Origin of the sequence: Dactylosporangium roseum (assembly GCF_025264685.1) — a bacterium.
GTDB classification, from domain to species: Bacteria; Actinomycetota; Actinomycetes; order Mycobacteriales; family Micromonosporaceae; genus Dactylosporangium; species Dactylosporangium roseum.
Genome location: NZ_CP073721.1, coordinates 2,990,700 through 3,007,025, shown reverse-complemented (window position 1 = coordinate 3,007,025; position 16,326 = coordinate 2,990,700). Strand labels below are relative to the sequence as shown.

The following is a 16,326-nucleotide window of genomic DNA, read 5'->3' as shown; positions in this document are numbered from 1 at the left end:
CGTCGCGCCACCCGGCCTTAACCCCGCTTAAGCCCCGCGGAAGACCGTGGAGCGGATGAGCGGAAGGAGTGGTGGTGCGCACGCCGGAGACGTTCCTCAGCGGAGTCGGTGTCTATCTGCCCGACACCGTCAGCATCGAACAAGCCGTTGCCGAGGGCCGCTACCCGGCCGGGCTGGTCCAACTGCACGGCCTGGCCGGCGCGGCCGTGGCCGGCGACACGCCCGCGCCCGAGATGGCCCTGCGGGCCGCCACCCTGGCGCTGGCCCGCGCCGCGCATCCCCCCACCGAACTCGACCTGCTCATCTATGCCAGCTCCTGGCATCAGGGCCCGGACGGCTGGCTCCCGCAGTACTACCTGCAGCACCACCTCACCGGCGACGGCCCCCTCTCCCTTGACCTGCACGGCTGCAACGGCATCTTCATCGGGTTCGAGCTCGCCGCCAGCTACCTCGCGGCCCAGCCCGACCGCCACGCGGCCCTGCTCGTCGCCGCCGACAACTTCGGCACGCCCCTGTTCAACCGGTGGCAGGGCGGCGGGGCCAGCTATGTCGTGGGCGACGCTGGGAGCGCGGTGGTGCTCACCACCACGCCCGGTTTCGCCCGGCTGCACGCGGTCAACACGGTCACCATCTCCGACGCGGAGGAGCTGCAGCGAGCCGGAGAGGCGCTCTTCCCGCCCGGTGCGACCGTGGGCCGTACCGTCGACTTCGTCGCCCGCGGTGAGGTCTTCCAAAAGCAGCTAACCGAGAGCGGTGATCTCGCGACGCTGGCCAGAATCGGCGGCGAGCTGCTCGATCTGAGCCACCGGACGCTGGCCGAGTGCGGCCTGACCATCGGCGACATCAGCAGGATCGCCTCGATGAACTGTGCCCGGCCGGTGACCGATCACCTGATGGCGTCGCTCGGGCGGACCCTGGCCGACTCCACCTTCGACTGGGGACGCACCGTCGGGCACCTGGGCGCCAGCGACCAGATCGCCGCCCTGGACCACCTGGTCGCCACCGGGCGGCTCCGCCCCGGTGACCATGTGCTGATGCTCGGCGTCGGGCCGGGCGTCATCGTCTCCTGTGCCGTGGTCGAGATCGTGGACATCCCCGACTGGCCGGCGGCCACCCACGGGTAGAGCGTCGCTTTAGCCGCCCTTCCGATGATGGCCAGGAGCGCCGGAACCCGGGTTGGGACATTGACTTATGGACTTTGACCTGTCGTCAGCTCAACGCGACCGCTGTGACCGGGTGCGGACGGCCGTGGCCGAGCACCTCGCCACGCGCGCGGTGACCACCGACCCCGACCTGGTGCGCCTGGCCTGGCAGGCGGCCGCGAGCATCGGCCTGACCGGCCTGTGCCTGCCCGTCGAGCACGGCGGCGCGGGACTCGGGGCGCTGGATACGGCGCTGAGCCTCGAGGCGTTCGGCCGGGCCTGCCCCGATACCGGGCTCGCCTTCGGGATCGCGGCGCACCTGCTCTCGTGCGGCGTACCCGTCGCGGAGTTCGGCGCGAGCGGGACCGCGGGCGAGTTGCTCGCCGGCATGGCGAAAGGCGGCCTGATCGCCGGCAACGCCATGACCGAGGACGAGGCGGGCTCCGACATCGGCCAGATCCGGACCACCGCCGTGCGATCGGGCGGGGACTACGTCCTGCGGGGAGAGAAGTCCTTCGTCAGCAACGCTCCCATCGCGGACGTGTACGTGACCTATGCGATCACCGACCCGGACGCCGGGTTCCTCGGCGTTTCGGCCTTCGCCGTGCCCCGCGACACCGGCGGCATCGTCGTCGGTCCGCCGCTTTCCAAGATGGGGCTGCACGGCTGCCTCGCGGCCCGGGTGCGGTTCGACGACTGTGTGGTGCCCGAACGCTTCCGGCTCGGCGCCGAGGGCAGTGGCGGGATGGTCTTCCAGCGCTCGATGGCCTGGGAGCGCAGTTGCCTGTTCGCCATCTACCTCGGCCTGGCGGAGCGGCAGTTGCAGGCGTGCGTCGAGCACGCGACCGCCAGGCGACAGTTCGGCCGCAAGCTCGCCGGGTTCCAGGCGGTGTCGCATCGCATCGCCCGCATGCGCCAGCGGCTGGAGAGCGCGCGCCTGTTGCTGTACCGCGCCTGCTGGCTGCTGGATGCCGACCGCGACGACGCCGGCGCGATCGCCATGGCGAAGACCGCCGTGTCCGAGGCTGCGCTGGCCAACAGCCTCGACGCCGTGCAGCTCTTCGGCGCGTCGGGATACCTGGTCGGTCCGGGAATCGAACAGCAGCTACGCGACTGCGTTCCGGCCACCATCTTCTCCGGTACCACCGAGATCCAGCTAGAGATCCTCGCGAGAGAGGCGGGGCTTTGACTCGTCAAGAAGGGAGAGTAATGCCTGTTGAGAGCCGTGACACCGTGGTGAAGGAAGTCACGCGGTACATCCAGGACGAGTTGCTCAATGGCGACCGATCGGCCGGGCTGACCACCGGGACACCGCTGCTGGGGTGGGGCATCCTCAACTCCATCGATACGGCGCGGCTGGTCGGTTTCATCCGCGAGCGGTTCGGCGTGCGCGTACCGCCCGGACACATCGTGGAGAAGCACTTCAAGAACATCGAGTGCATCGCCGACCTGGTGGTTGCGCTGAGCGAGGCCGGGGCGCGGACCGAGCCGGCCCGGGGCGAGACATGAGCGCCGACTTCGACTACGACGTCGGCATCATCGGCGGCGGCCCCGCGGGCTCCACACTGGCGGCCTACCTCGCCAAGGCCGGAGTCTCGACGGCACTTTTCGAGAGCGAGAACTTCCCGCGCGAGCACGTGGGCGAGTCATTGGTGCCCGCGGTCATTCCCGTCATGCGCGACATCGGGGTCATCGACAAGATCGAGCACGCGGGCTTCCCGCGCAAGTACGGGGCGGGGTGGACGTCCGCCGACAAGCGACCGATGGCCAACATCGACTTCAATGCCGACTCCCATACGCTCGGGCACGCGGAGATCACGTACGAGGAGCGTGCGCAGCCGGGGGTCGACAGGGTCTATGCGTGGCACGTCGACCGCGGTCGCTTCGACCAGATCCTGCTGGATCACGCCCGTGAGCTCGGTGCCGAGGTCTTCACGGCGACCCGGGTGAACAGGGTCGACTTCACTGACCCGGCGCGCCCCGTGCTGCGGACGAAGGCGGGCGACCGGCGCGACACGGTCCGGGTCCGCATGGTCGCCGACGCCAGCGGCCGGCAGACCATGCTGGGCAACCAGCTCAAGGTCAAGGTCCCCGACCCCGTGTTCAACCAGTACGCCGTGCACACGTGGTTCGACGGGCTGGACCGCAAGGCGCTCGCGACCAATCCGCACGACGCCGACTTCATCTTCGTGCACTATCTCCCGCTCGATGACACCTGGGTGTGGCAGATTCCCATCACCGAAACCATCACCTCGATCGGCGTGGTGTCGCAGAAGCAGCGCATCAGGGCCGCGAAGGACGACCTGGGCAGGTTCTTCTGGGACTCCGTGGCGAGCCGGCCGGAGCTCGCGAAGGCGCTGCGGGACGCGGAGCAGCTACGGCCGCTCAAGGCCGAAGGCGACTACAGCTATGCCATGCGCCAGATCACCGGGGACGGCACGGTGCTGATCGGCGACGCGGCGCGGTTCGTCGATCCCATCTTCTCCAGCGGTGTCAGCGTCGCCATGAACAGTGCGCGGCTGGCGGCTCAGGACATCATCGCCGCGCATGCGGACGGCGACTTCCGGAAGGAGCGTTTCGAGAACTATGCCAACACCCTTCGCCGGGGCACCCGGATCTGGTACGACTTCATCTCCATGTACTACCGGCTGAACGTGCTCTTCACCGCGTTCATCCACGACCCCGCCTACCGTATCGACGTCATTCGCATGCTCCAGGGAGACGTCTATGACGCCGAGGAGCCGGGCGCGCTCAAGGCGATGAAGGAGTACGTCGCCGCGGTCGAGGCGGACCCCACCCACCTGTGGCACGGCCACCTCGGAAACCTCAAGGCCCGGTCCGCCGCGGCCCTGTTCTGAGGACGGTGAGCATGGTGGGTGCCCCGAATCCGGCGACCCTCGAAGCTGATCTCTTCCTCGTCCACTCGCCGAGCGTCTATGACTTCCGCGAACGCGACGACATGCTGTTCGCCTACTTGAGCGACAGCGACAGCGTGAACGTCACGTCGATCTACGAGATGTACCCCATCGGCTGGTTCTCCATCAAACAGCGGCTGGCCGAGCACGGCATGGAAGTGAAGATCGTCAATGTCGCGTCGCTGATGCTGATGCACCCGCGGCTGGACGTGGAAGGCCTGCTCGCGCGCCTGGACGCGCCCGTCGTCGGGTTCGACCTGCACTGGATGACGCAGTGCCACGGCGCGGTCGAGCTCGCGGCGGCGATGAAGCGCCTCAACCCCGAGGTCATCACCGTCTTCGGGGGAATCTCGGCCACCTACTTCGCCGAGGAACTGATCCGGTACGCCTCCGTGGACGTCGTCGTGCAGGGATACGACACCCTGGAGCCGATCACGGAGCTCGTCCGGCAGGCCAAGGGCGGCTCACGGGATTTCGGGGCCATTCCGAACCTCCTCTACAAGCACGCCGGCGAGGTCCTCCGGACCGGGTTCAGCCACAAGCCGTCACAGGACTACAACGACGCCACCAACGACTGGTCCTACTACCGGCAGACGCGGCCGTCCGACCCATCGGTCTCCAAGCTCATCATGACGCTGCCGAACACGGGCTGCGCGCACGACTGCGGCTGGTGCGGCGGCTCGCGATATGCCTACCAGACCACGATGGGCGTCAAGAAGACTCTCGTGCAGAAGAGCCACGGCCGCATCATCGACGAGCTGCGCAGCATGGGCGAGGCGGCCAGGCACACCTCGATCTATGCCCTCCAGTGCTACTCCGAGGGCAAGAAGCGCATGCACGAGTACCTCGACGCCGTGAAGGATCTCGGCTACAACAGCGTGTTCTTCGAGCAGTTCAACCTCACACCCGCGGACACGCTGGAGAAGATGGGTAGGTCCACCCGTTCGTACATCATGCTGTCCCCGGAGTCCCACGACATGCGGATCAGCAAGGCCGCCGGCCGGGGCACCTACACCATGGCCGAGATGGAGGAGTGGATCGCCCGCGCGCTCGATGCCGGCATCTCGGGGATCATGGTCTGGTTCTTCATCGGAATGCCGTACCAGGACCAGCGGTCCGTGCGGGACACCATCGACTACTGCGAACACCTGATCCGCAAGTTCAAGGGCTGGGCGGCGCTGCCCCTGATCTGCCCCATGGTTCCCTTCCTCGATCCGGGATCGCGATTCTTCGAGCACCCTCAGGAGCACGGCTACCGCATCTTCCACAGGACCCTTGAGGAACACCGGCAGGCGATGGTGGAGCCGTTGTGGTACCGCCGGCTCAACTATGAGACGCGCTGGCTGAGCAGGAGACAGCTCCAGGACGTCTCATACGATGCCATCGCCAGGCTGGTGACCATCAAGGGCGAGTACGGGGTGCTGCCGCCGCAGTTCTGCGAAGCCGTCCTCACCACCATCGCCGAAACGCGCCGGCTGCTCGCCGAGATGGAACACGCCATGACCCTCGATGGCCGGTTCCCGGCCGACCTGCGCGACGAGATCCGCGCCTACAACCGCCGGATCCTCGCGTACTCCAGCGACCAGATCATGCCGGTCGAACGGCCCTTCGGCGGCCGGTGGTTCGACGACGTCACGGTGCCGGACGAAATGATCAAGCAGCTCTCCGAGACCGCGTGTGATGCCCGGTGACCATGCCCCTCCTGCATGACCTGGTACGAGCGCAGGCGGCCCGGGCTCCGCACGCGATCGCCGTGCATCACGGCGAAAGCGCCATGGACTACGGCACGCTCGACGAGCTGGCTCGCCGCTACGCGGCCGCGCTCGCCGCGGCCGGTGTCGGCCCCGGCGACCGGGTGCTGCTCTGGGACGAGAAAAGCGCCCACCTGATCGGGCTGATGCAGGCGGCGCTGCGCATAGGCGCGATCTATGTGCCCGTTTCGCCGGCGAACCCGGCGCAACGCGTCGCCCGGATCGCGGATAGCTGCCGCCCACGGCTGATCGTCCGCGGCAGCTCCGGCCGGGCGCCGGGAGTCACGCTGGACGAACTGCTGGCGCTTGCCCCACGGGAGGCACCGGCGTGGGAGAGCGACCCGGACGACCCCGCCTACGTCCTGTACACCTCGGGCACGTCCGGCGAACCGAAGGGAGTGTGCGTCAGCCATCGCAACGCGCTCGCCTTCGTGGCGTGGGCCGTGGCCGCGACCGGACTCCGATCGGACGACCGCCTGTCCAACCACGCGCCCTTGAACTTCGACCTTTCGGTGTTCGACCTCTACGGCGCCTTCGCGGTGGGGGCGTCGGTCGACCTTGTGCCCTCGGACCTGTCCTACTCGCCGGAGGGCCTGGTCGAGTTCCTGCGCGACCGGGGCATCACCTGCTGGTACTCCGTGCCCTCGGCGCTGCAGCTTATGACGCGTCAGGGCGGCCTGCTCGACGGTCCGCCCCCGCCCCGGCTGCGGCTCTGTGTCTTCGCCGGGGAGTCGTTCCCGCTCGGGGAGGTCCTCCGGCTTCGTCGCTCGTGGCCCCTGGTGCGCATGTTCAACTGGTACGGCCCGACGGAGACCAACGTCTGCACCTCCTACGAGGTGACCGAGGCCGACCTGGACCGGACCCGACCGTTGCCGATCGGCACCGCGTGCTCCGGTGACACGATCCTGCTCGACGAGACGGGTGAGATCCTCGTCGACGGGCCCACCGTGATGCTCGGCTACTGGGGGCGACCGCGGCACCGCGGTCCCTACCGCACGGGAGACCTGGGGCGTTACGACGACCTCGGCCACCTCGAGTACCACGGCCGCTGCGACACCATGGTCAAGCTACGCGGGCACCGCATCGAGCCGGGTGAGGTCGAGGCGGTGCTGCTGACCCATCCCGGGGTCGCTGACGCGGTGGTGGTCGTGGCGGGCTCCGGGCTCACCGCCCGGCTGCACGCGTTCGTGGTGCCGGGCCCCGGTGAGCCGCCGACCTTCCTGGCGATGAAGCGGCATTGCGCCGAGCACCTCCCCACCTACATGAGCATCGACCGGCTGACGCTGGTGGACGAGCTTCCGCGCACACCCAACGGAAAGACCGATCGGCGGGCGGTCCTCGCGGCCGCCGGCGGCTGAGCGGGACACCGACCTCACGAAGGGGCCGGCGCCGATGGCGCCAGCCCCTGTCCGAGGACTACTGCGGGACGCGCTCTCGCACGCGGGTGTACTCCTCGGCGAGGTGATCCCCGAGCAGGACCGGCGTCGGCTGATCGACGATGGTCACCAGCGGGATCTCCATGTCGGTGATGAGCATCAGGTACTTGGTCAGTTCGATCGCGGACAGCGAGTTCAGCCCGCGCTCGAGCATGTTGGTGTCGCCATCGATCGAGTCCAGCGACAGCAGCGTCGCCGCGTAGGTCTGCGTCGCTTCCCGGAGCAGCCGCTTGCGCTCCGCCAGGTCGCCGGCCGCGAGCGCGCTCCGGAGTTCTCCATCGTTCACGTCAACATCACCGCTGCTTCCCTGTTTCGACAACCGTCTTCTGGGCCATTACTGAGGTGCCGCCTGTCCTTCCCGCCCTCCTCCCTCCTTCCCGTCCGCGGCCGCCGGCACGGCGTCGTACGGCCAGTACCGTTCGCGTTGGAACGCGTACGTCGGCAGCGCAACCGTGTGAGGGGGCGGCTCGTCATCGAGGAGCCCGGCCCAGCGGACGTTCTCGCCCGCGCCATGCAGTCGGGCCAAGGCCGTGAACAGTGCCCGGCTCTCGGACCCTTCGCCGCCGAGCACGGACAGCACCACTGCGGGGCGTTCGTCCGCCGGGAGCACCGGGCAGGCACCGAGCTCCAGCAGGATGTCCGCACCGCCGGAAACGGGCTGGCCATCGTCGATCAGCGGAACGCGGGGGTCCGCGCGGCTCGGTTCACCCTCGGCCGGTCCGGAGATCAGCCGGCAGGCGTCGGCCAGGTCGAACACGCCGGCCGCGTAGGCGGCGGCGATCCCGCCGGCCGCGTGCCCGATCACCGTGCCGGGGCGCAGCCCGGCCAGCTCCAACAACCGCACGAGCCCGACCTGCGCCGCGAACAGCCCCACCGGGCCGTCGCCGAGTATCTCCCGCGGCGGGCGCTCCACCAGCTTGCCCACCTCGTCCACCGCGCCGGCGAACGCCGGGAACCGCTCGTAGAGCTCGATGCCGGCACCCGGTCCGGGGCTCTCACCGCCGAACGCCCAGGCCGTCTTGCCGCGTCCGGCCGGGGCGGCCCCACCGGCGGCGACCGCGCGCAGCCCCGCCGCCAGCTCCTCGCGGTCCGCACCGACGACGACCGCCCGGTGCTCGAACACGGGCCGCGTGGTCGCCAACGACCAGGCCACATCGGCCGGAGGCAGCCCCGGACGCTCCTCCACGTGCGCCGCCAGCGCCGCCGCCTGCGCCCGCAGCCCCTGCTCGCTCCTGGCCGAGATCGGCCACGGCACGACGCGGGCGGCCCCGCCGCCCCGTTCGGGCGGCGGGGACGCGGGAACGGCTTCGAGGATCAGGTGGGCGTTGGTGCCGGAGACGCCGAACGACGACACCCCGGCCCGGCGCGGGCGCTCGCCCTCCGGCCACTCCACCGGCTCGGTGAGCAGCCTGACCGCACCCGCCGACCAGTCCACATACGGGTTGGGCCGGTCGACGTTCAGCGTGGCCGGCAGCGTCCCGTGCCGCATCGCGAGCACCATTTTGAGCACGGCGGCGATCCCGGCCGCGGCCTGCGTGTGCCCGATGTTGGACTTGATCGAGCCGAGCAGCAGCGGCCGGTCCGGTTCCCGGTCCCGCCCGTACGTGGCGAGCAGCGCCTGCGTCTCGATCAGGTCCCCCACGGTGGTCCCGGTGCCGTGCCCCTCGACCACGTCCACGTCGGCCGGTGACAGCCGGGCGTCGTCCAGGGCGTCGCGGATCAGCCGCTGCTGTGTCGGGCCGTGTGGTGCGGTGAAACCGCCGCTGCCGCCGTCCTGGTTGACCGCCGAGCCACGGATCACCGCCAGCACTGGGTGGCCGTTCGCGCGCGCGTCCGACAACCGCTCGAGCAGGATCAGCCCGCCGCCCTCGCCGTAGACCATGCCGCCGGCCGCGGCCGCGAAGGGTGCGCATCGGCCGTCGGCGTCGAGCATGCCGGGCTGCGCCGCATACTCCAGGAACAGGCCGGGGGTGGCCAGCACGGTGGCGCCGCCGGCCAGCGCCAGGGTGCACTCGTTGCGGCGCAGCGCCTGGGCGGCCAGGTGCAGGGCCAGTAGCGACGACGAGCAGGCGGTGTCCACGGTCACGGCCGGGCCCTCGAGCCCGAGCAGGCGCGACACGCGGCCGGAGGCTTGGCTGCCGGAGATGCCGGCGGCCAGATGCCCGAGGACGCCGGCGGGCATCCGGTCCGGATCCGGCAGCCACGTGAGGTAGTCGTGGCTGGTGATCCCGACGTAGACGCCGGTGCGGCTGCCGCGCAGCGCGTACGGGTCGATGCCGGCGCTCTCGACCGTCTCCCAGGCGAGCTCGAGGAGGATCCGCTGCTGCGGCTCGGTCGCCAGCGCCTCGTCGCGGCCCACATCGAAGAACGACGCGTCGAAGTCGAGCGCGTCGTGCAGGAACGCGCCGGACCGGTCGTGGCCGGCGGACCCCGGCGGACGGAGCGCGTCGACGTCCCAGCCCCGGTCGGTGGGAAAGCCGCCGACCGCTTCCCGGCCCTCGGCGACGAGCCGCCACAGATCCTCCGGTGACCGTGCGCCCCCCGGGAACCGGCAGGCCATCGCCACGATCGCGATGGGCTCGCGCTCCTTCGACTCGTACTCGCTCAGGCGCCGCCGGGCCTTTTGCAGCTCGGCGGTGGTCCACTTCAGGTACTCCATGAGCCGTTCGTCGGTCGCCATGCTGGCTCTCTCCGGCTAGGCGGTCGGGACGCGCTCGTAGCGGGGCAGTCCCGCTATCTCGAGCTCCTCGGGCCGCAGCGGCGGCCCGGGAAGGTGCGGACGGGGTGTGTCCCTGCTCATCAGGGCGAGGAAGCGGCTGGAACCCAGCTCGGCCTGGGCGGCCGACAGGCTGATCACGTCGGTGACCACCGCGCAGACGCCCGGGGCGACGAGCGACCGCTCGATGATGGTGTCGGCGAAGCGCATCTGCTGCTCCGTCTGCTCGCCCACCAGGCGCGGATCGGTGGCGTCGACACGGCAGTTCGGGTAGCCGGCGTCCTTCGAGGCGGCGAGGATCCACGGGTCGTCCACCGCCGCACCGATCGCCGCCTGCACCTGGCGGGTGGTGCCGCCGGATGCCAGCGCCCCGTCCAGCGCGGTCGCGCACCGGGCCGCCGCACTCATCCCGTGGCCGTAGACCGGGTTGAACGCGGTGAGCGAGTCGCCGACGATGACCAGGCCCTCGGGCCAGCCGTCGTGGCGTTCCGGGTAGAGGCGCCGGTTGGCCCCGGAGCGGGATTGGAACATGGGGGTCAGCGGCTCCCCCGCGCCGATGAGGTCGGCGACGAGCGGGTGGCGCAGCCGGCTCCTGGCGAACGACTCGAAGTCGTCCTCGTGGTCCGGTAGCGCTCCGCCCCTGGTGCACGACAGCGTCACGATCCAACGACCGTCCTCGACCGGATAGACCACGCCGAACTGGGCCGGTTCGCTGGCGGTGTGCTTGGTGCAGACGTTGACGGCGGGGAACGTGGCGGCGGCGCCCGGCGGCGCCGCGTACAGCCTGGTGGCATACCCGATGCCCGCGTCGACGACGTCTTTGTCCGGCGGCGCCACGTCCAGCCCGGTCAGCCAGTGCCGCAGGCCGGAGGCCCGCCCGGTGGCGTCCACCACCAGATCCGCGTCGATCGCGGTGGTCTGCCGGTCGGTGCCACGCACCGATACGCCGGTGACGCGGCGGCGGTCGCCGCACAGGCCGGCCACTTCGGCACCCTGCCGCACGTCGACGCGGCCGGACGACAGGACCTGGTCGCGGACGATCCAGTCGAGCAGCGGGCGGGTACACAGGATCGCGAACTGGGTCGGCGGGAACCGGTGCTGCCATCCCCGCACTGTCAGCGTCACCTGGTCGCCCTGGAAGCCGATCCGGCGGGCGCCCGCGCCGATCAGCCGGCCGGTCGTGCCGGGCAGCAGCTCGTCGATGAGGCCGGCCCCGTTCGACCACAGCAGGTGGGCGTGGTGCGCCTGCGGGACGCCCCGGCGGTGCCCGGGGCCGTCGGGAAGGACGTCGCGCTCGACCACGGTGACCCGGCCGACGTGCCGGGACAGCACCTCGGCCGCCAGCATTCCCGCCAGTCCACCGCCCATGACGACCACGTGTGCGAATTGGCTCATGCCCATGGTTCTTTCTGCGGCATGCCCGTCCTCCCACATTGCCGGAATCCTTTGCGGACAATGTCACCAGCACCACTAAAGTCCGCCTAATTCTTGATCGTAAAGAGCGGCAAGATGTCGGTAGGGGTGCGATAGAGGTCGGATAGGGGTCGTTGGCGGTGGCGCCCGCGGCAGGGGCCAGGAGAGGGTGCAACCATGACGAGGGATGCCGATGGAAAAATACGTTCCGTCGTAATCGCGGAAAATAAGCGACCGGTCGACACACGGGCGATCGGGCAGTATTACGATCACGGCATCTTCGATGTGATGACGGAACTCTGGAACGGAAACCTCCATTACGGCCTGTGGCGCGACGAAAACGACACGAGCAGTTTCGCCGAGGCCGCCGAAGAGATGACCAACGAGATGATCCGGCGGCTGGCCCCGGCGCCCGGCGCCCGCATCCTCGACGTGGGCTGCGGAAACGGGGCACCCGCGCAGCAGCTCGCCCGCGCGTGCCCGGTGGAGGTCGTGGGCATCTCGGTCAGCGAGCGTCAGGTCGCCCGCGCCAACGAGCGCGCCCGCGCCGCGGGCCTCGCCGATCGCCTCTCGTTCGAGCAGATCGACGCCATGAACCTGCCGTACCCGGCGGCATCGTTCGACGGCGCGTGGGCGTTGGAGTCCATGCTCCACATGCCCGACAAGGTCCAGGTGCTGTCGGAGGTGGCCCGCGTGGTCAAGCCCGGCGGCCACATGATTATCGCCGACATGGTGTACAAGACGCCCGAGGACCGCACCGTGGACGTGAGCTCCCGGTTCAGCACCATCTACGCGTCGCTGACCCCGCTGGAGGAGTACGAAGGCGTGATCGAGCGGGCCGGCCTGGTCTGCCTGAACATCAGGGACGTCACCAAGGAGACGTTTCCCACGAACGAGGCCTTCGCCGCGGGTCTGCGGTCCCGCGCCGAGCAGTTCATCGAGATCCTCGGCACCGAGGGCTACGAGCTGCTCATCGGCAACCAGGAGAAGATCGCCCGCATGCCGGAGCTCGGCTACGTCCTGATCACCGCGCAGCGGCTCTGATGGATGCCGATGAATGAAGCCGGATTCGCGGCCCCCGAATTTCGGGCCCTCGGCGTGTCGACGGCCGACGGCGCGCGACTGCACGTCCGGCACGGACCGGCCACGGGGCGTCCGGCTTTCCTGCTCGTGCACGGCGTGGCCTCGAACGCCCGGGTGTGGGACGAGATCGCCGGCCGGCTGAACGCGGAGAACCATCCCACCTACGCCGTCGACCTGCGCGGCCACGGCGAGTCCGACGGCTTCGACACCTACGACACCGCCACCGCGGTCCGCGACGTCGCGGCGGTCGCCGCCGCCTTCGGCCTCACCGATGCCGTGGTGGCGGGCCACTCCTGGGGTGCGAGCATCTCGCTGCGGATCGCGGCCGAGCACCCGACGGTGGCCGCCGCTCTCGCGCTGATCGACGGCGGCTGGGCCGACGCGACACAGGCCGCCGGCTGGACCGGCGAGGAGGGCCGGGATGAGCGCCTGCGCCGCTGGCTGGACGCGCTGGCCCTGCGCTTCGTCAAGCGCGAGAGCATGGCGCCGGCCGAGCTGCGGGCCCGGCTGCGTGGCGCTCATCCGAAGTGGTCCGGGTACGCCATCGAGGCGCACCTGGCCAATCTGCGCGTCGACGCGGACGGCGCGCTGGTTCCCCGCCTGACCGGACCCCAGTTCGCCTCGATCGTCACCAGCATGTGGGATGAGCAGCCGCATCGGTGGTTCCCCGCGGTCACCGTCCCGGTCATGCTGCTGCCGGTCGCCCACCGCTACTCCCCCGTGGGCGAGCGGCGGTGGCGGGGATGGGTGGACGGTGCCGCGGCGGCGCTGTCCGACGCGACCGTCAGGTGGTACCTGGACGCGGACCACGACGTGCAGCACGAGCAGCCCGAGCGGCTCGCCCGGGACCTGCTCGACCTGGCGCGCAGAGCAACCTAGCCCACGGGCCGACGCGCGGCGCCGGCCCCGTGCCGGCCTATGACGCCGCGCTGCCCAGGCGTACCGGAACCGCGAGGTACTTCCACATGTGGTCGAGCCCGTGCTGGAGCTTCCGCGGTTCGACGGCGAGGGCGAGATCGGGGTACCGGCGCAGGAGTGCCTCGAAGACCACGGCGGCCTCCAGACGCGCGAGGTGCGCCCCCAGGCAGAAGTGCAGTCCGTAGCCGAATCCGACCTGGCCGTTGTTGTGTGGGACCTCGCGGGTGACGTCGAGCCGCTCCGGATCGTCGAACACACGCGGGTCGAAGTTCGCCCCGGCCGCGACGGGCATCACCGCCTCACCCTTGCGGACGAGCTGGCCGGCGATTTCGAGGTCCTCGGTCGCGTAGCGGAAGTGCGTGCACAGCACGGGGCCGCACCAGCGCATCACCTCCTCGACCGCACCGGGCATCAAGGCGTAGTCCGCCCGGAGCAGGTCGAGCTGGTCGCGGTGGGTGAGCAGGGCGACGATCCCGTTCGCGATGAGGTGCACGGTCGTCTCGTAGCCCGCGACGACCAGCGTGAGAATCGTCCAGACCAGCTCGGTGTCGTTGAGCCGGTCGCCGTCCTCGTCGTGGACCCGGATGAGCGCGGAGGCCAGATCGTCCTCGGGTTGGGCGCGGCGCCGCTCGATCAGGTCACGGATGTAGTCGAACGCCGTCTCCCGGCGTCCCGGTTGGCGTGTCCCGCCACTCGGTGCGGCGCCGGCCAGCCACTCCCACGCGGCGACCCGGAAGCGGTCGCGCTCCTGCTCCGGAACGCCGACCAGCTCGGCGATCACCGCGATCGGGACCGGGGTGGCGAGGTGGCGGCTCAGATCGACGACACCGTCCCTGGCCAACCCGGGCAGGCGGTCCAGCAGCCGCGCGGTGATCTCCTCGACCCGGGGCCGCAGTTTGGCGACGCGGGCCGGGGTGAACGCCTGGGACACGAGCGAACGCAGCCGGCGGTGGTCCGCGCCGTCCAGGCTGAGCATGCTGGCCTGCGAATACTCCACGTATTCCGGAGAGATCCCGACGGCCAACTGCACCTGGTCTATCCGGTTCGCGGTGTCCGCCATCCCCGGCACGTTGGCCCCGTGGAGGACGAACCGAGAATCGGCCAGCAGCATTTTCACGTCGGCGTAGCGAGTGACCATCCAGAACGGTTCCACGCCCGGCATGGCGGCGCGGATGACGGGGTCCCGCTCGCGGATTCTGGAGTACACGGTGAACGGGTCCCGCAACACCTCCTCGGCCTTCGGGTCGACCGGTTTCCTGGCGCAGACGATCACGTACACCTGGTGCGCGGTGTATTTGGTGCCCTCGGCGAGCGACGCCTCCGACGAGGACGGATCGCCCGACTCCCGCCGACGTTTCCGGTGAAACTCGTGCAGCGGCTCGTACACGCGGTCGGTGATGTCGCGGATCTCGACGTCGACGAATCCCGCCTTGCGCAGCCGCTCGGCGTAGCCCTCCCGGTCGTACCAGTTCGCGACCGGGATGTACATGTTCCAAGGGGTCAGGTCGCGGATCCGCTCCTCGCGGCGGCCTTCACGCAGGATGACGTCGGCGGTGGCGATCATGCCGCCCGGCCGCAGCACGCGGAACGCCTCGCGGAAGAAGTCCTCCCTGGTGTCGAACAGGAACGCCGCCTCCAGCGACACGACCCGATCGAAGGTCCCCGACTCGAACGGCATGTCGGTCGCCGAGGCGACGCGCAGGTCGAGGCGGTCTGCCATGCCTCGTTCCCGGGCCCGCTCGTAGGCGATCTCGACCTGCGACGGCGTGATGTTGAGACCGGCGATCAGCGCCGGCTGCCTCGTCTCGAGCCAGTGCAGGTCCTGATCGGCATAACCGAACCCGGCGTCGACCACACGATCGCCTTCACCCATCTCTACCGCGCCGGCGAGCTGGTCCGCCATCGCGTCGCAGGCGTCGTCGAGGTTGTCGCATCCGTCGGCCCAGTACCCGTAGTTGATGTATCTGGTGCGTACGGTCGGATGGGACGACGGGACCGGGGTGTTGTAGTACGTGCGGACCCGGTCCTCCACCGGGGACGCCTGGCGCTCGCTCATCGCTGTGTTCCTCCCACTCGGCGCCCCATCTCGGCGCATAGTTCGACCATCTCAGTCACTCCGGACCAACCGGCTTCCGGGCGGAAGCGATCGCGTATTCGGTGTGCGTCATGTACTGCGCCATGCCCCAGGCGAGAACGTCCTCGGACATCTGCAGGTCGCCCCGCTCCCCCAGATGCCGCCGCAGGTGGTCGAGCAGGGGCCGGTAGACGTTCCCGGAGATGTCCTGGACGGAGATGTCGGCGAAGCCCACCTCCCGTAGCCGTTCGGCATACGTGTCGCGGTCGTACAGGTTGTCGGGCGGCACGAAACCGCCCCATACGGCGTTCAGATCGCGGATCCGTTCCTCGCGCCGGCCGCCGAGCGGGATGACGTCGGCGACGGCCAGCCCGCCGCCCGGACGCAGCACGCGGAACGCTTCCCGGAAGAAGTCCTGACGGGTGTCGAAGTGGAAAGCCGACTCGAGCGCGACGACCCGGTCGAACGTGCCCGCCGCCAACGGCATGTCGGTCGCCGAGCCGACCCGCAGATCGAGGCGGTCCGCCAGGTTCCGTTCCCGGACCCGCTCGCGGGCGATCTCGACCTGCGACGGCGTGATGTTCAGCCCGACGATCAGCTCCGGCCTTCTCGTCTCGAGCCAGTGCAGGTCCTGATCGGCATAACCGAACCCGGCGTCGACCACCCGATCGCCTTCCCGCATCCCCGCCGCGTCGGCGAGCATGTCGGTGAGCTTCTCGCAGGCGTCGTCGAGGTCGTCGCAGCCCGGCGCCCAGTATCCGAAGTTCAGGTATCTCGTCCGGCGCGTCGGACCGACGCCGCGAAACCCGGTGTAATAGTCGGCGATCCTGCTTTCCAGCGAGGAGGGCAGCTCAGTGACCATCGTTCGCCTCTCTGGG

The 16,326-nt window shown here is 69.9% G+C and carries 13 protein-coding genes; 8 read left to right on the top strand and 5 right to left on the bottom strand.

The window, feature by feature from the left end; translation table 11 throughout:
* The first annotated feature begins 74 nt into the window (after positions 1-74).
* The 6 genes from Drose_RS14375 (at position 75) to Drose_RS14350 (ending at position 7,166) form a co-directional block, all read left to right on the top strand.
* Positions 75-1,124, top strand: a complete 1,050-nt coding sequence (locus Drose_RS14375; RefSeq protein WP_260728691.1) for a ketoacyl-ACP synthase III family protein — start codon at positions 75-77, stop codon at positions 1,122-1,124.
* 67 nt (positions 1,125-1,191) lie between these two features.
* Positions 1,192-2,331, top strand: a complete 1,140-nt coding sequence (locus tag Drose_RS14370) for an acyl-CoA dehydrogenase family protein (RefSeq protein WP_260728690.1) — start codon at positions 1,192-1,194, stop codon at positions 2,329-2,331.
* A gap of 20 nt (positions 2,332-2,351) precedes the next feature.
* Positions 2,352-2,651: an acyl carrier protein gene (locus Drose_RS14365; RefSeq protein ID WP_260728689.1), complete on the top strand. Its 300-nt coding sequence runs from the start codon at positions 2,352-2,354 to the stop codon at positions 2,649-2,651.
* Positions 2,648-4,000 carry an NAD(P)/FAD-dependent oxidoreductase gene (locus Drose_RS14360; RefSeq protein WP_260728688.1) on the top strand — a complete coding sequence of 451 codons (1,353 nt, stop codon included), beginning with the start codon at positions 2,648-2,650 and terminating at the stop codon, positions 3,998-4,000. The genes Drose_RS14365 and Drose_RS14360 overlap by 4 nt, the downstream gene beginning before the upstream one ends.
* Positions 4,001-4,011: 11 nt before the next feature.
* Complete coding sequence (locus Drose_RS14355) at positions 4,012-5,748, top strand: B12-binding domain-containing radical SAM protein (protein WP_260728687.1); 1,737 nt, start codon at positions 4,012-4,014, stop codon at positions 5,746-5,748.
* A gap of 2 nt (positions 5,749-5,750) precedes the next feature.
* A complete protein-coding gene (locus tag Drose_RS14350; protein ID WP_260729719.1) occupies positions 5,751-7,166 on the top strand; it encodes an AMP-binding protein in 1,416 nt (471 codons plus the stop codon).
* Positions 7,167-7,224: 58 nt separating this feature from the next.
* Here the strand turns inward: Drose_RS14350 and Drose_RS14345 are convergent, their stop codons facing one another.
* Genes Drose_RS14345 through Drose_RS14335 form a run of 3 tightly spaced genes read right to left on the bottom strand, consistent with a single transcriptional unit; the run spans position 7,225 to position 11,355 of the window.
* Complete coding sequence (locus Drose_RS14345) at positions 7,225-7,530, bottom strand: acyl carrier protein (RefSeq protein WP_260728686.1); 306 nt, start codon at positions 7,528-7,530, stop codon at positions 7,225-7,227.
* Positions 7,531-7,578: 48 nt separating this feature from the next.
* A complete protein-coding gene (locus tag Drose_RS14340; protein WP_260728685.1) occupies positions 7,579-9,924 on the bottom strand; it encodes a type I polyketide synthase in 2,346 nt (781 codons plus the stop codon).
* A gap of 15 nt (positions 9,925-9,939) precedes the next feature.
* Complete coding sequence (locus Drose_RS14335; RefSeq protein ID WP_260728684.1) at positions 9,940-11,355, bottom strand: NAD(P)/FAD-dependent oxidoreductase; 1,416 nt, start codon at positions 11,353-11,355, stop codon at positions 9,940-9,942.
* Positions 11,356-11,661: 306 nt separating this feature from the next.
* Between Drose_RS14335 and Drose_RS14330 the strand changes: the two genes are divergently transcribed.
* Positions 11,662-12,417 carry a class I SAM-dependent methyltransferase gene (locus Drose_RS14330; RefSeq protein ID WP_260728683.1) on the top strand — a complete coding sequence of 252 codons (756 nt, stop codon included), beginning with the start codon at positions 11,662-11,664 and terminating at the stop codon, positions 12,415-12,417.
* Between the two features lie 9 nt (positions 12,418-12,426).
* Entirely contained in the window at positions 12,427-13,335 is a 909-nt protein-coding gene (locus tag Drose_RS14325) for an alpha/beta fold hydrolase (RefSeq protein ID WP_260728682.1), read from the top strand.
* A 37-nt stretch (positions 13,336-13,372) separates the two neighbouring features.
* On the opposite strand, the gene Drose_RS14320 is transcribed toward Drose_RS14325, so the two are convergent.
* Together Drose_RS14320 and Drose_RS14315 are read right to left on the bottom strand one after the other, a co-directional pair.
* Entirely contained in the window at positions 13,373-15,430 is a 2,058-nt protein-coding gene (locus Drose_RS14320; protein WP_260728681.1) for a cytochrome P450, read from the bottom strand.
* 55 nt (positions 15,431-15,485) lie between these two features.
* The gene (locus Drose_RS14315) at positions 15,486-16,310 is read right to left on the bottom strand and encodes an SAM-dependent methyltransferase (RefSeq protein ID WP_260728680.1); all 825 of its coding nucleotides are present in this window, start codon (positions 16,308-16,310) and stop codon (positions 15,486-15,488) included.
* Between the last annotated feature and the right edge of the window lie 16 nt (positions 16,311-16,326).

Bases quoted from the DNA above. Each gene is read 5' to 3' on its own strand.
- Drose_RS14340 (WP_260728685.1), bottom strand. From the start codon at position 9,924: ATGGCGACCGACGAACGGCTCATGGAGTACCTGAAGTGGACCACCGCC.
- Drose_RS14355 (WP_260728687.1), top strand. From the start codon at position 4,012: ATGGTGGGTGCCCCGAATCCGGCGACCCTCGAAGCTGATCTCTTCCTC.
- Drose_RS14330 (WP_260728683.1), top strand. From the start codon at position 11,662: ATGACGGAACTCTGGAACGGAAACCTCCATTACGGCCTGTGGCGCGAC.
- Drose_RS14320 (WP_260728681.1), bottom strand. From the start codon at position 15,430: ATGAGCGAGCGCCAGGCGTCCCCGGTGGAGGACCGGGTCCGCACGTAC.
- Drose_RS14365 (WP_260728689.1), top strand. From the start codon at position 2,352: ATGCCTGTTGAGAGCCGTGACACCGTGGTGAAGGAAGTCACGCGGTAC.
- Drose_RS14335 (WP_260728684.1), bottom strand. From the start codon at position 11,355: ATGAGCCAATTCGCACACGTGGTCGTCATGGGCGGTGGACTGGCGGGA.
- Drose_RS14350 (WP_260729719.1), top strand. From the start codon at position 5,751: ATGCCCCTCCTGCATGACCTGGTACGAGCGCAGGCGGCCCGGGCTCCG.
- Drose_RS14370 (WP_260728690.1), top strand. From the start codon at position 1,192: ATGGACTTTGACCTGTCGTCAGCTCAACGCGACCGCTGTGACCGGGTG.
- Drose_RS14325 (WP_260728682.1), top strand. From the start codon at position 12,427: ATGAATGAAGCCGGATTCGCGGCCCCCGAATTTCGGGCCCTCGGCGTG.
- Drose_RS14360 (WP_260728688.1), top strand. From the start codon at position 2,648: ATGAGCGCCGACTTCGACTACGACGTCGGCATCATCGGCGGCGGCCCC.
- Drose_RS14315 (WP_260728680.1), bottom strand. From the start codon at position 16,310: ATGGTCACTGAGCTGCCCTCCTCGCTGGAAAGCAGGATCGCCGACTAT.